Genomic DNA, 12,862 nt, shown 5'->3' on the forward strand with positions numbered 1-12,862 from the left:
GATGTATGCGGACATTTTCTGACAGCCTGACGGTGCGGCGCGCGCTGCCCCCCGGGCCCCCCGGGCCCGCCGCCCCGGAACCCGGATCACGCCCCGCCACCCGCCGCCCCGCCGCCCTCCTCCCCTGGAGCTGGGCGGCGGTCCTCTTCGCGCTCTACACCACCGTCGCCGTACGCCGCCACACCCTCCTCCGCACCACCGGCTACGACCTCGGCATCTTCGAACAGGCCGTCCGCGCCTACGCCCGACTCCGCGCCCCTGTCGTCCCGTTGCGCGGCGAGGGCTTCAACCTCCTCGGCGACCACTTCCACCCCGCGCTCGCCCTCCTCGCCCCCCTCTACCGCGTCTGGCCCTCCCCCCTCTGTCTGCTCACCGCCCAGTCCGCGCTGCTCGCCGTCGCCGTCGTCCCGCTCGTGACCTGGGCCCGGAGCACCCTGGGATGCCGAGCGGCCCATGCCGTCGCGCTCTGCTACGGACTGAGCTGGGGCATCGCGTCGGCCGCCGCCTTCGACTTCCACGAGGTCGCGCTCGCCGTCCCGCTGCTCTCCTGTGCCGCCGTCGCGCTCGGGCGGCGGCGCTGGCGCGCGGCCGTCGCCTGGGCGGCACCCCTCGTACTGATCAAGGAGGATCTGGGGCTCACCCTCGCCGCCGTCGGCTGTGTCATCGCCTGGAAGGGCCCCCGCCGCCTCGGCGCCCTCACCGCCGGCGCCGGAGTCCTCGCCTCCGCGATCGAGATCAAGGTGCTGCTGCCCGCCTTCCACCCGGCGGGCGGCTACGCCCACGGCGGCAACCTCGGCGAGGGCGCCCACGCCTCCCTCCTCGCCACCGTCGTCCTCGGCCCGCTGGACGCGCTCCGGCCGGACATCAAGGCCATGACCCTGATCCTGGTCTTCGCGCCCGCCGCGCTGCTCGCCCTGCGCTCCCCGCTCGCACTGCTCACCGCCCCCACCCTGGCCTGGCGGATGCTCTCGCAGAACGGCTTCCACTGGGGCACGTCCTTCCACTACAGCGCCGTGCTGATGCCCGTGGTCATCGCCGGGCTCATCGACGCGCTGGGCCCCTGGCGCAGGGGCGGACATCCGCTGGGCGCCCGCCACGTCAGGGCCTCGCTGGCCACCGCCCTCGCGGTGACGCTCGTGATGCTGCCGTCGTTCCCGCTGGCCCAGCTCGCCCAGCGGGCCACCTGGCGCACCACCGCCCATGTCGAGGCGGCCCGCACCCTGCTGGCGCGCATCCCCGACGGCGCGTCCGTCGCCGCGTCCAACCGGCTGGTGCCCCAGCTCACCTCCCGCTGCGACGTGGTGCTCTTCCCGGCCTTCCCGGTCGACGCCCGGCTCTACGCGTACCACCGGAAGAGGCTGCCGCGCCCGACCGCCGAGTGGATCGTCCACGACAGCCGGGCGCCCGAGGCCTGGCCGTACCGCACGGGCCACTGGCCCTATCCCCCCGAGCAGCAGGCCGCCGAACTGGCCGCCGCCCAGCGCTCGTACGGCTACCGGCGCGTCGCCGTACGGGACGGCATCACCCTGCTGCGGCTGCGGCCGGCCGGCTGACCGCGCCGCGGCCGGCGTCACGCGCCGACCGCAGAACGGAGAGAGAGGCCGCTTCCTGTCCGCATGGGGCCGGGCCCGAGGCGGGCCGGGGAGGGTGGTCTACTGGCGGGATCATCAGTGCTGACGATCCCGGAGGGTGGCCGTGACCAGGATCAGGCCGGCGTACCAGTGCGGTCTCGACGCGGCGATGGATGTCGTCGGGGGCAAGTGGAAGGCGCTCATCCTGTGGGCGCTGCACGACGCCGGGACCCTGCGCTTCGGGGAGCTGCGGCGGGCGGTGGCCGGTGTCAGCGAGAAGATGCTGATCCAGCAGCTCCGGGAGCTGGAGTCGGACGGTGTCGTCCACCGCGAGGTCCACCGGGAGGTCCCGCCGCGCGTCGAGTACTCGCTCACCGCGCTGGGGGAGGCCCTGAACACCGCGCTGCTGCCGCTGGGGCTCTGGGGCGAGACCCATATGGAGGAGATCATCGCCCGCAGGACGAAGGACTCCGCCCCGGCCTCCGGCTCCACGGCCTGAGCATCCCCCTGCCGGCCCTGCCAGCCCTGCCAGCCCCGCCCGTTTCGCCGACCCGCCGGCCCTGCCCACGGCCACCCCGCCCGGCCGCCCGCGCGCTGCCGGGCCAGAGCCCGCAGCACCCCCCGCGCCGGTCGTGCCCGCCCCGGCCCGCCCCGGTGGCGGCCGTCAACCCCGCGCACCGCGGCCGGGGTCCCTCTTCGGGGGTACGGGCCCGGGGACACGCCCTGACCGCCGGCTCTCCGTCCCCGGCGCCGAGGCCGCCGATCCCGGGCCCGAGAGGCCCGGAACCCCCGGGATCACGGGCCCCGGGCCGGTGCTCTTTGGCCATTCGCGCCCGCCGCGACACGCGGTCGCCTCCCGGTGGCGCGCACCACGACCTGCGACGCGTTATGGTGGAAACCCCCCCTCGGGCCGGTCCGTATCCCCCCCCACGGACCGGCCCGGTTTCTTTTCCGGCCCGGGGGCCGGCGCCATCGGGCTCCGGGCGCCGCCCGGCCTCAGCCCCGCTTGGCCCAGATGTTCGCGCCCTCGGTGTCCACCGCGAAGACATCGATCTCCGTCAGCTCGTCCGCGCTCAGCGGTGCCCCCGCCAGCGCCGCGACATTCTCCTCCAGCTGCCGCACGCTCGAAGCGCCGATCAGCGCGGAGGTCATCCGCGGGTCCCGCAGCACCCAGCTCAGCGCCAGCTGCGCCAGCGACTGCCCGCGCCGCTCCGCGATGGCGTTCAGCCCGTTCAGCCGCCGCACGACCTCCTCCGAGAGCAGCCCCGGGTCCAGCGACTTCCCCTGGGTGGCCCGCGAGCCCTCCGGGATGCCGTGCAGATACTTCCCGGTGAGCACCCCCTGCGCCAGCGGCACATAGGCGATGCACCCCATGCCCGCCGTCTCCAGGGTGTCCAGCAGCCCGTCGTCCTCGGTCCAGCGGTTGATCATCGAGTACGAGGGCTGGTGGATCAGGGCCGGCACCCCCATCTCCCGCAGCAGCCGCGCCGCCTCGGCCGTCTGCTCCGAGTTGTAGGACGACACACCGGCGTACAGCGCCTTGCCCTGCCGTACCGCCGTGGCCAGCGCGCCCATCGTCTCCTCCAGCGGAGTCTCCGGGTCGAAGCGGTGGGAGTAGAAGATGTCCACGTACTCCAGCCCCATCCGCTTCAGCGAGGCGTCGAGGGAGGACAGCAGATATTTCCGCGAGCCCCACTCGCCGTAGGGGCCCGGGTGCATCAGATAGCCGGCCTTGGTGGAGATGATCAGCTCATCGCGGTAGCGGGCGAAATCCTGCGCGAAGAGCTTGCCGAAGTTCAGCTCGGCCGAGCCGGGAGGCGGGCCGTAGTTGTTCGCCAGATCGAAATGGGTGACCCCCAGATCGAAGGCCCGGCGCAGGATCGCGCGCTGCGCGTCGAGGGTCCGGTCGTCACCGAAGTTGTGCCAGAGGCCGAGGGAGATCGCCGGGAGGCGCAGCCCTGAACGGCCGGTGCGCCGGTACTCCATGGTGTCGTACCGGTCGGCCGCAGCGAGGTATACAGAGGGATCAGTCACACCTCCCTCTTTATCACGGACTTGTGACAGACCGGGTTGGGCCGGTCTGTCCCTTCCGCAGTAGTGTGGCCGTTTCAGGGATGGCGCCACGGCGCCGGAGACCGCCGTACATCTCCGGCCGGACCGCACCATCCGGTGCGCCGGTCCACCGGCGCGCCGGCCGCGGTTCCGCCCGCGAGCGCGGCCCCGGCTCCGGGCCGCGCCCCCGAGCCGCGCCCCGGCCCCGGGCGTCCGGGGCGGGCGACCCGGCCTCCCGGCCGGAACGGCGAGCCGGGGCGACCGAGCCGAGACAACCGAGCCGAGACAACCGAGGTGGACTCCGTGAACCTGCGTGACCTGGTGTACCGGCTCTACGCCCGCAGGGTGGAAGGCCGGCTCGACCACGCCCAGGTGCCCAAGCACATCGGAGTCATCCTGGACGGCAACCGCCGCTGGGCCAAGGCGTCCGGCAGCTCCACCGAGGCGGGCCACAAGGCCGGCGCCAGCAAGATCCAGGAGCTGCTGGGGTGGTGCGCCGAGACCGAGGTCGAGGTGGTCACCCTCTGGATGCTCTCCACCGACAACCTCGACCGGCCCGAGCGGGAACTGCGCCCCCTCCTCGGCATCATCGAGGACGCCGTGCGCGCGCTCGCCGCCGACGGCCGCTGGCGGGTCCACCACGTCGGCACGCTCGATCTGCTGCCCGCCCGCACCCAGACCGTGCTGAAGGAGGCCGAGCAGGCCACCCTCGGCCACACCGGGATACTCGTCAATGTCGCGGTCGGCTACGGCGGCCGGCAGGAGATCGCGGACGCGGTCAGCTCCCTGCTGATGGAGTACGCCGACAAGGGCACCACCGTCGCGGAACTGGCCGGAATCGTCGATGTCGAGCACATCTCCCGGCACCTCTACACCAGCGGTCAGCCCGACCCCGATCTGGTCATCCGCACCAGCGGGGAGCAGCGTCTCTCGGGGTTCATGCTCTGGCAGAGCGCCCACTCGGAGTACTACTTCTGCGAGGTGTTCTGGCCCGCCTTCCGCAAGGTCGACTTCCTCAGAGCACTCCGTGATTACGCGGCCCGCCACCGCCGCTACGGCGGCTGAGCAGCACGTCACCACAGCCGATCACCCTCTGTTCATCCAGTCGTAGCCCCACGCCGTGGCATGGCGGCGGGTGTTCGAGGGAATATCCCTTCCAGGTCGACGTCCGATCCACGAACGTCGTATCTCAGTGAGTGGCGCTGTCCACTCACCCGGGAGGCCCTTTGCACACGAAGGAACGCACCCCCTGTGCGGACCACGCGGAGGGCCGGCGCTCGGCCCACGCATCGTGGCCTGAAGCCCGGCTTCTCCCCCCGCCTCCGGCGGGGAGGTCCCCCGCGCCCTGCGGCGGGGAGACCATCTGGCCCGCGACGGCGTCGCACCGCCGACCTCATCCGAGGGGGTACGTCCTTCCGTGGTGAACAGCACAAAGCGCCGGCTGCCCGACAGGCGCACTTATGTTCTCGACACCAGCGTCCTGCTGGCCGACCCGAACGCCCCGACCCGGTTCGACGAGCACGAGGTCGTGCTCCCGATCGTGGTCATCACGGAACTGGAGGCCAAGAGGCACCATCCGGAACTGGGTTACTTCGCCCGCCAGGCGCTGCGCCTGCTGGACGACTTCCGTATCCGGTACGGACGCCTTGACGCCCCCATTCCCCTGGGCGACCTCGGCGGCACCCTCAGGGTCGAGCTCAACCACTCCGACCCCGCTCTGCTTCCGGCCGGGTTCCGACTGGGTGACAACGACTCACGGATTCTGGCGGTGGCGAGGAACCTCCAGGCCGAGGGGTACGACGTCACCGTCGTCTCCAAGGACCTGCCGCTGCGCATCAAGGCCTCGTCCGTCGGTCTGCTGGCCGAGGAGTACCGCGCGGAGCTGGCCATCACCGACTCCGGCTGGACCGGGATGTCGGAGCTGACGCTCTCCGCCGAACAGGTGGACCTGCTCTACAGCGAGGAGAGGGTGTACGCCCCGGAGGCGGACGGGCTCCCGGTGCACACCGGGCTGGTCCTCCAGTCCGAGCGCGGCAGGGCGCTGGGCCGCGTCACCGCCGACGGCAGCGTACGGCTGGTGCGCGGCGACCGGGAGGCGTTCGGGATTCACGGCCGCAGCGCCGAGCAGCGGGTCGCGCTCGATCTGCTGCTCGACCCCGAGGTCGGCATCGTCTCCCTCGGCGGCCGGGCCGGCACCGGCAAGTCGGCGCTCGCGCTCTGCGCGGGCCTGGAGGCGGTGCTGGAGCGCCAGCAGCACCAGAAGGTGATGGTCTTCCGGCCGCTGTACGCGGTGGGCGGGCAGGAGCTGGGCTATCTCCCCGGCACCGAGGCCGAGAAGATGAGCCCCTGGGCCCAGGCGGTCTTCGACACCCTCTCCGCGGTCGCGGGCCGGGAGGTGATCGAGGAGGTGCTCGGGCGCGGGATGCTCGAAGTCCTCCCGCTCACCCATATCCGGGGCCGCTCCCTCCACGACGCCTTCGTCATCGTCGACGAGGCGCAGTCCCTGGAGCGCAATGTCCTGCTGACGGTGCTCTCCCGGGTCGGCGCCAACTCCCGGGTCGTTCTCACCCACGATGTGGCACAGCGGGACAATCTCCGCGTGGGGCGGTACGACGGAGTCGTCGCCGTGGTCGAGAAGCTGAAGGGCCATCCGCTCTTCGCGCATGTGACCCTCACCCGGTCCGAGCGTTCGCAGATCGCCGCACTGGTGACCGAAATGCTGGAGGACGTCCAGATCTGATGCGGTGGAAGGACTGGCGACGCCGCCCCTGGAGCGCAGAAGCGTACTGGGGCGGCGTCGTGTTGTGCGGCTCTTTCCAGGGACCTCCACACCCAAACGAGTGTGATCTATCCCACGTATCGAAGAATTGCCTTGCGGTGGCCGGTTCCGGCAGAGTCTTGCTTCCGTCAGGCCCCGCACACGACAGAACAACCCCACCGCCGGTGCACCGTACCGGTGAAACAATTCAAGACCTGCCGTCGTGTGCCGCCCGCAAGCTGTTTCGGCCACTCCCGCAGCGGAGTTGACCACGGGCCAGCGCCTCCTGTGACCCAACGCAGTGGGAGGCCCGTGCCAGGGGCACGATTCGCCCGCAGGGTCACCTGCGCGGGTGATGCTGGAAGGAAATCGTGTGAGCCGGATCTCGGTCCGGGGATTCGCCGTGGCGTCAGCCACCGCGGTCACCACCGTCGGAGCCGTCGTAGGCGTCGCGTCGGGCAGTGCTCAGCCCGCGAACGACAACCTGGAGACGGCCGCCGCCGACGCGACCCTCCTCGCCGATATACCCATGGGTCAGCAGGCCCAGGTGCAGGTCGCGTCCATCGCGGAACAGGCCAGTGCCCAGGCCGCCGTCGCCGACGCCGCCGCCAAGAAGGCCGCTGAGGAGGACGCCCGCCACCAGGCCGCCAAGACCGCGAAGGCGAAGAAGGAAGCCGCCGACGCGAAGGCCGAGCAGGAGCGCCTGGCCGAGGAGAAGGCCGCCAAGGAGAAGGCGGAGCGGGAGAAGAAGGAGAAGGAGGAGCGGGCCAGCCGTGCCGCTGCCCGCGACACCGTCGGCACCGCCTCCGCTTCCGCCCCCGCGAAGGGCTCCTACACGGTCGCCGAGGTCCAGGCCATCGCCCGGGGGATCATCCCCGCCGGACAGTTCCAGTGCTTCAGCAACATCGTGCAGCGCGAGTCCACCTGGAACTACAAGGCGGAGAACCCGTCCTCGGGTGCGTACGGACTGGTCCAGGCCCTGCCCGCCACCAAGATGGCGACCGCCGGCGCGGACTGGCGGACCAACCCCGCCACCCAGATCAAGTGGGGCCTCAACTACATGAACGAGCGGTACGACAGCCCTTGTGGCGCCTGGTCGTTCTGGCAGGCCAACCGCTGGTACTAGGACCTTCCGTTTGGATCTTGCTGGGCTCGCGTGCCCTGGCACCGCGCCTCGTCGCGTCATCGGAGCCCTCCACCGTTTCCCCGGTGGAGGGCTCCGATGCGTGTACCGTCGTCGGGAGTTCATGGGGGAAGAGGAAGAAACATGGCGAAACTGCCGGGCTGGCTCTCCGACATCGGATCGGGGCTCAGCCGGATATCCGAGCGGCTCGACGAACGCCGCGCCGACACCGGCGAGGACGACGAGCGCGGGCGGCACGGCGCGTCCGACGGGACGGACGGCGCCGCGCCGCTCAGTGTCCCCGCGCCTCCCGCGTACGCGCCCGATGTGCCCGCCCGCCCGGAGCCCGTCACCGTCATCCCCTGGGGCATCCGCGTCGCGGCCGAGGCCGGCTGGCGGCTGCTGGTGCTGGCGGGCACGCTCTGGGTGCTGATGCGCGTGATCAGCGCCGTGCAGCTCGTGGTGCTCGCCTTTGTCTCCGCGCTGCTGATCACCGCACTGCTCCAGCCGACCGTGGCCCGGCTGCGGCGGCTCGGACTGCCGCGCGGGCTCGCCACGGCGGTGACGGCGGTCTCCGGGTTCGTCGTCATGGGCCTGGTCGGCTGGTTCGTCGTCTGGCAGGTGATGGACAACCTCGACAACCTGTCCGAGCGGGTCAGGGACGGTATCGGGGAGCTGGAGCGATGGCTGCTGGACAGCCCCTTCCATGTCACCGAGAGCCAGATCAACGGCATCGCCAAGAACCTCAGCGACACCATCTCCACCAACACCCAGGAGATCACCTCCGCCGGGCTCCAGGGCGTCACGGTGATGGTGGAGTTCCTCACCGGCCTGCTGCTGGCGATGTTCTCCACGCTCTTCCTGCTCCACGACGGGAAGCGCATCTGGCACTGGACCCTCAAGCTGGTCCCCACCCAGGCCCGCGCCGGGGTCGCCGGGGCCGGGCCGCGCGCCTGGCGGACCCTGACCGCCTATGTGCGCGGCACGGTGATCGTCGCGCTGATCGATGCCATCTTCATCGGTCTGGGCATCTACATCCTCGATGTCCCGATGGCCGTGCCCCTCGCCGTCTTCATCTTCCTCTTCGCCTTCATCCCGCTGGTCGGCGCGGTCATGTCGGGCGCGCTCGCGGTGGTGGTCGCGCTGGTCACCCAGGGGGTGTTCACGGCGCTGATGGTGCTGGTCGTGGTGCTCGCCGTGCAGCAGATCGAGGGGCATGTGCTCCAGCCCTTCATCCTGGGCCGGGCGGTCCGGGTCCACCCCCTCGCGGTCGTTCTCGCGGTGGCGGTGGGCGGGGTGACCGCCGGGATCGGCGGCGCCGTGGTGGCCGTACCGCTGGTGGCGGTCGTCAACACGGTCGTCGGCTACCTCCGGGCGTACAGCAGGGAACAGGCGCTGAACGCCGTCGCCGCCCGGCCGCCGGAGCCCTCCGACCCCGCTCCCGCTCCCGCCACCGCCATGGCCGCCGTGCCCGCCCCGCCGCCGGGGCCGCGGGAATGATCTCCGACCTCGAACTGATCGGCGAGGACGGGGAGCCGGTGCGCCGCGCCGGGTCCCCGGGCCGCCCCGCTCCCGGCCGCGACCCCGGCGGGGACCACGACCACGACCGCGACCACGACCCCGGGGAGCCCGCCGGCGCGCCCCGCCGCACGCCGCCCCGGGCCTGGCTCTGGGCGCTCGGCGGTGCCGTGGCCGCCTCGGCGGTCTGGGCGGGCGGGCTCTGGGCGTACACCTCGCGCGCACCGGACCTCCAGGGCTACCGGGCCAGCGGCAACCTCTGCGAGGACGCGGCCATGCCGGAGCTGACCTCCCTCTACGGGCAGAAGACGGGGGCGGAGGAGAGCGGGCGCGAGGACCCGGCGATGGACAGGGCGCACTGCTGGTTCAGCTTCGGCGGCCAGGGGAACGGCGACCCGGCGATGGAGATGACCGGCAGCGGCTCGATCACCTACACCCTGCACAAGCGGACCGACCCGGAGCCGCAGTTCGACGCGTCCGTCGCCGCCGAGGAGCTGAACGAGAGCGAGGACCACGAGCTGGTCCCGGTCGGGGGACTCGGCGAGCGCGCCTTCTTCGTCCAGAGCGTCGACAAGGACGTACCGTCCCTCCACGTGCTGGACGGACGGGCGACGATCAGCATGCGCATCTCCTCGCCGAGAGGGGCGGACGGGGAACTGCGCCCGGCGGATGTCGCACGGCTGGAGCCGCTGGTGAAGGACGACATGGCGGCGCTGATGGAGCGGCTCCAGAGCTCCGGGGCCGAAGAGGGCTGACGCCGGGACCGAGAAGGCCCCGCCGCGTGTCGCGGCGGGGCCTTCGTCCGGTACCGCGCCGTTACGGCGCGAGCACGGCCTCGGCGTCGAGGGTCGTGCCCACGGCGGTCACCACAGAGGCGATCTTGAACGCCTCCTGGATGACATCCCGCTCGACCCCGGCCTTGCGGAGGACCTGCTCATGCGAGTCCAGGCACTGGCCACAGCCGTTGACGGCGGAGACGGCGAGCGACCACAGCTCGAAGTCGACCTTCTCCACGCCCGGGTTGCCGATGACATTCATCCGCAGCCCGGCGCGCAGGGTGCCGTACTCCGGGTCGGAGAGCAGATGCCGGGTCCGGTAGAACACATTGTTCATGGCCATGACGGCGGCGGCGGCCTTGGCGGCGGTGTACGCCTCCGGCGTCAGGTTCGCCTTCGCCTCGGGCTCCAGCTCCCGCAGCGCGATCGGGCTGCGCGAGGCGATGGCCGTGGCGAGGACGGTGCCCCACAGCTGCTGCTGCGAGAGCTTGTCGTTGTTGCCTATGACCGAGCCGAGGTTCAGCTTCAGATCCTTGGCGTACTCCGGCAGGGCGGACTTCAGCGCGTCGAGGGACATGGGTCACTCACCGGCCAGCAGCGCGACCGGGTCCAGGGTGGTCTCGCCCTTGGTCCAGTTGCACGGGCACAGCTCGTCGGTCTGGAGCGCGTCCAGCACCCGCAGGACCTCCTTGGGGTTCCGGCCCACGGAACCGGCGGTCACCATGGTGAACTGGATCTCGTTGTTCGGGTCCACGATGAAGACGGCCCGCTGCGCGAAGCCGTCCGCACCCTCGATGCCCAGGTCGCGCATCAGCTCGTGCTTCGAGTCGGCCAGCATCGGGAAGGGCAGGTCACGCAGGTCGGCGTGGTCCTTGCGCCAGGCGTGGTGCACGAACTCGGAGTCACCGGAGAACCCGAGGACCTGGGCGTCACGGTCGGCGAACTCGTCGTTCAGCTTGCCGAACGCGGCGATCTCGGTCGGGCAGACGAAGGTGAAGTCCTTCGGCCACGCGAAGACGACCTTCCACTTGCCCTCGTAGGACTTGTGGTTGATGACCTCGAACTCCTTGCCGGTCTCCAGGGAGACGCAGGCGGTGAGCTCGAAGGTGGGGAACTGGTCGCCGACAGTCAGCACGGTGTTACTCCAGGGTGTGCGTGAGGGTTTGGACAAATGCACCCTGTCATATCCGCGATCACGGGTGAAATCGATCAATCGGGTCAGTGTGATTCGCGACCCCGATCAATCTCTGTCGTCGCGGCGCACCGGGAGATGGCTCGACCGGGTGGTTTCGCCGACGGTTTCGTATCCTCCTCGCGGTCGGAGAGTAGTACGTACGGTCATGGGGATCGGTGACCGGCACCAGAAGAAGGATGTCGAGGCGGCGCTGAGGAGGGCGGAGGCGGCGGGGCTGAAGGTGGCGCGCACGGGGAAGGGGCACCGCTGGGGTTATGTGGTCTGCTGCCCGTGCAGTCGCAGGCACACGGTGTCCTGCACCCCGCAGAACCAGGGGGAGGAGGCCCGGGACATTGATCGATTCACTCGGAGGCATGCGAGCTGTGCGTAACTGGTACTTCCATCTGGTCCTTCAGGACGCTCTCACCGAGGAGCAGGACGACACCCTGACGGAGTTGGCCGGCTTCCACGACGGGCGCATCCATCTCCAGGAGGGGCCCGGAGACTCCCGTTTCACGTGCTCCTTCGAGGCCGACACGCTGACCGAGGCCATCGCGGACGCACTGAGCCGATTCGTGGACCTGCCCGGCGTCCTGGTGCGCGGCGTCGAACTGGACGAGATCGCGCTGGAGGAGAACGGCATGGCGACACCGGCCGTGGTGCGGGCGCCCCGGTAGCACCTCTCGGCGAGCAGGGTTCTCGGCGAGCAGGGTGAACGCCCGCTCGGCGCCCGAGTGGATCTCCTCCGCCGGTGGCTCGTCCCCGGTTCCCCGCACCGCCGCCGCGCCGCTCACGCCGGCCCCCGCTCCCGTACTCGTGATCGATTCTTTCCACCGCCGCGCGGGCGATTAGACTCGGCCACCGCGATCGGAGGAAGTTATCAATGAGTGGAGCGGGCCGGGGCAAGCAGCCCAGCGTCGCGCAGTTGCGCGCCTTCGCCGCCGTCGCCGAGCATCTGCACTTCCGGGATGCCGCGTCGGCCATCGGCATGAGCCAGCCCGCGCTCTCCGGGGCCGTCTCCGCGCTGGAGGAGGTGCTCGGCGTCCAGTTGCTGGAGCGCACCACCCGCAAGGTGCTGCTCTCCCCGGCCGGTGAGCGGCTCGCCGCCCGCGCCAGGGCCGTGCTCGACGCCGTCGGCGCGCTGATGGAGGAGGCCGAGGCGGTACGCGCCCCCTTCACCGGGGTCCTGCGGCTCGGCGTGATCCCCACCGTCGCGCCCTATCTGCTGCCCCATGTCCTCCGGCTGGTGCACGACACCTACCCGGATCTCGACCTCCAGGTCCACGAGGAGCAGACCTCCTCCCTCCTGGAGGGACTGACCTGCGGACGGCTCGATCTGCTGCTGCTCGCCGTGCCGCTCGGGGTGCCGGGCGTCACCGAACTGCCGCTCTTCGAGGAGGACTTCGTCCTGGTCACCCCGCAGGACCACTGGCTCGGCGGACGCGAGGACATACCCCGCGAGGCGCTGCGCGAGCTTCCGCTGCTGCTCCTGGACGAAGGCCACTGCCTGCGCGACCAGGCGCTCGACATCTGCCGGGAGGCGGGCCGGGGCGACGGCACACCGGTCACCACCACCGCCGCCGGGCTCGCCACCCTGGTGCAGCTGGTGGCCGGCGGGCTCGGTGTGACGCTGCTGCCGAGGATCGCCGTCGAGGTGGAGACCGGGCGCGGCGGCGGGCTCCAGACCGCCTGCTTCGCCGATCCCGCGCCCGCCCGCCGGATCGCCCTCGCGATGCGCGCGGGCGCCGCGCGCCAGGAGGAGTTCGAGCAGTTCGCGGCGGCTCTGCGGGCCTCGCTGCGCCCCCTGCCCGTACGCCTGACCCGCTGAGACCCGCCCGGGCCGCCCAGGCCGTCCGACCCGAGCCGAGCCGGGCTGAGCCGTCCGACCCG

Annotated in this window: 12 protein-coding genes; 9 read left to right on the forward strand and 3 right to left on the reverse strand. The window is 71.5% G+C overall.

Going from position 1 to position 12,862, the window contains the following annotated elements; all coding sequences use genetic code 11:
* Positions 1-5: 5 nt before the first annotated feature.
* Positions 6-1,553, forward strand: a complete 1,548-nt coding sequence (locus tag ACWCRA_RS04975) for a DUF2079 domain-containing protein (protein ID WP_451066862.1) — start codon at positions 6-8, stop codon at positions 1,551-1,553.
* Positions 1,554-1,740: 187 nt separating this feature from the next.
* Positions 1,741-2,070, forward strand: coding sequence for a winged helix-turn-helix transcriptional regulator (locus ACWCRA_RS04980; RefSeq protein WP_351547147.1), 330 nt, complete (start codon positions 1,741-1,743; stop codon positions 2,068-2,070).
* Positions 2,071-2,567: 497 nt separating this feature from the next.
* On the opposite strand, the gene mgrA is transcribed toward ACWCRA_RS04980, so the two are convergent.
* On the reverse strand, positions 2,568-3,605 hold the full coding sequence (gene mgrA, locus ACWCRA_RS04985; protein ID WP_451066863.1) for an L-glyceraldehyde 3-phosphate reductase: 1,038 nt from the start codon (positions 3,603-3,605) through the stop codon (positions 2,568-2,570).
* Between the two features lie 321 nt (positions 3,606-3,926).
* Here mgrA and ACWCRA_RS04990 point away from each other — a divergent pair, with 321 nt between their 5' ends.
* The 5 genes from ACWCRA_RS04990 to ACWCRA_RS05010 all read left to right on the forward strand — a co-directional run bounded on the left by ACWCRA_RS04990 (position 3,927) and on the right by ACWCRA_RS05010 (position 9,777).
* Positions 3,927-4,688, forward strand: a complete 762-nt coding sequence (locus tag ACWCRA_RS04990; protein ID WP_351547070.1) for an isoprenyl transferase — start codon at positions 3,927-3,929, stop codon at positions 4,686-4,688.
* A 352-nt stretch (positions 4,689-5,040) separates the two neighbouring features.
* Positions 5,041-6,363, forward strand: a complete 1,323-nt coding sequence (locus ACWCRA_RS04995) for a PhoH family protein (protein ID WP_351547073.1) — start codon at positions 5,041-5,043, stop codon at positions 6,361-6,363.
* Positions 6,364-6,754: 391 nt separating this feature from the next.
* Complete coding sequence (locus ACWCRA_RS05000) at positions 6,755-7,507, forward strand: aggregation-promoting factor C-terminal-like domain-containing protein (RefSeq protein WP_351547076.1); 753 nt, start codon at positions 6,755-6,757, stop codon at positions 7,505-7,507.
* 141 nt (positions 7,508-7,648) lie between these two features.
* On the forward strand, positions 7,649-9,004 hold the full coding sequence (locus ACWCRA_RS05005) for an AI-2E family transporter (RefSeq protein ID WP_351547079.1): 1,356 nt from the start codon (positions 7,649-7,651) through the stop codon (positions 9,002-9,004).
* Positions 9,001-9,777, forward strand: coding sequence for a hypothetical protein (locus ACWCRA_RS05010; RefSeq protein WP_351547082.1), 777 nt, complete (start codon positions 9,001-9,003; stop codon positions 9,775-9,777). The genes ACWCRA_RS05005 and ACWCRA_RS05010 overlap by 4 nt, the downstream gene beginning before the upstream one ends.
* A gap of 61 nt (positions 9,778-9,838) precedes the next feature.
* On the opposite strand, the gene ACWCRA_RS05015 is transcribed toward ACWCRA_RS05010, so the two are convergent.
* Entirely contained in the window at positions 9,839-10,375 is a 537-nt protein-coding gene (locus tag ACWCRA_RS05015; protein ID WP_351547085.1) for an alkyl hydroperoxide reductase, read from the reverse strand.
* Positions 10,376-10,378: 3 nt separating this feature from the next.
* Positions 10,379-10,933: a peroxiredoxin gene (locus ACWCRA_RS05020; RefSeq protein ID WP_347729811.1), complete on the reverse strand. Its 555-nt coding sequence runs from the start codon at positions 10,931-10,933 to the stop codon at positions 10,379-10,381.
* Positions 10,934-11,346: 413 nt separating this feature from the next.
* Between ACWCRA_RS05020 and ACWCRA_RS05025 the strand changes: the two genes are divergently transcribed.
* A complete protein-coding gene (locus ACWCRA_RS05025; RefSeq protein ID WP_351547091.1) occupies positions 11,347-11,649 on the forward strand; it encodes a hypothetical protein in 303 nt (100 codons plus the stop codon).
* 206 nt (positions 11,650-11,855) lie between these two features.
* Positions 11,856-12,800, forward strand: a complete 945-nt coding sequence (locus ACWCRA_RS05030) for a LysR substrate-binding domain-containing protein (protein WP_351547093.1) — start codon at positions 11,856-11,858, stop codon at positions 12,798-12,800.
* Positions 12,801-12,862 lie beyond the last annotated feature (62 nt).

Source organism: Streptomyces sp. NPDC001889 (assembly GCF_053594535.1).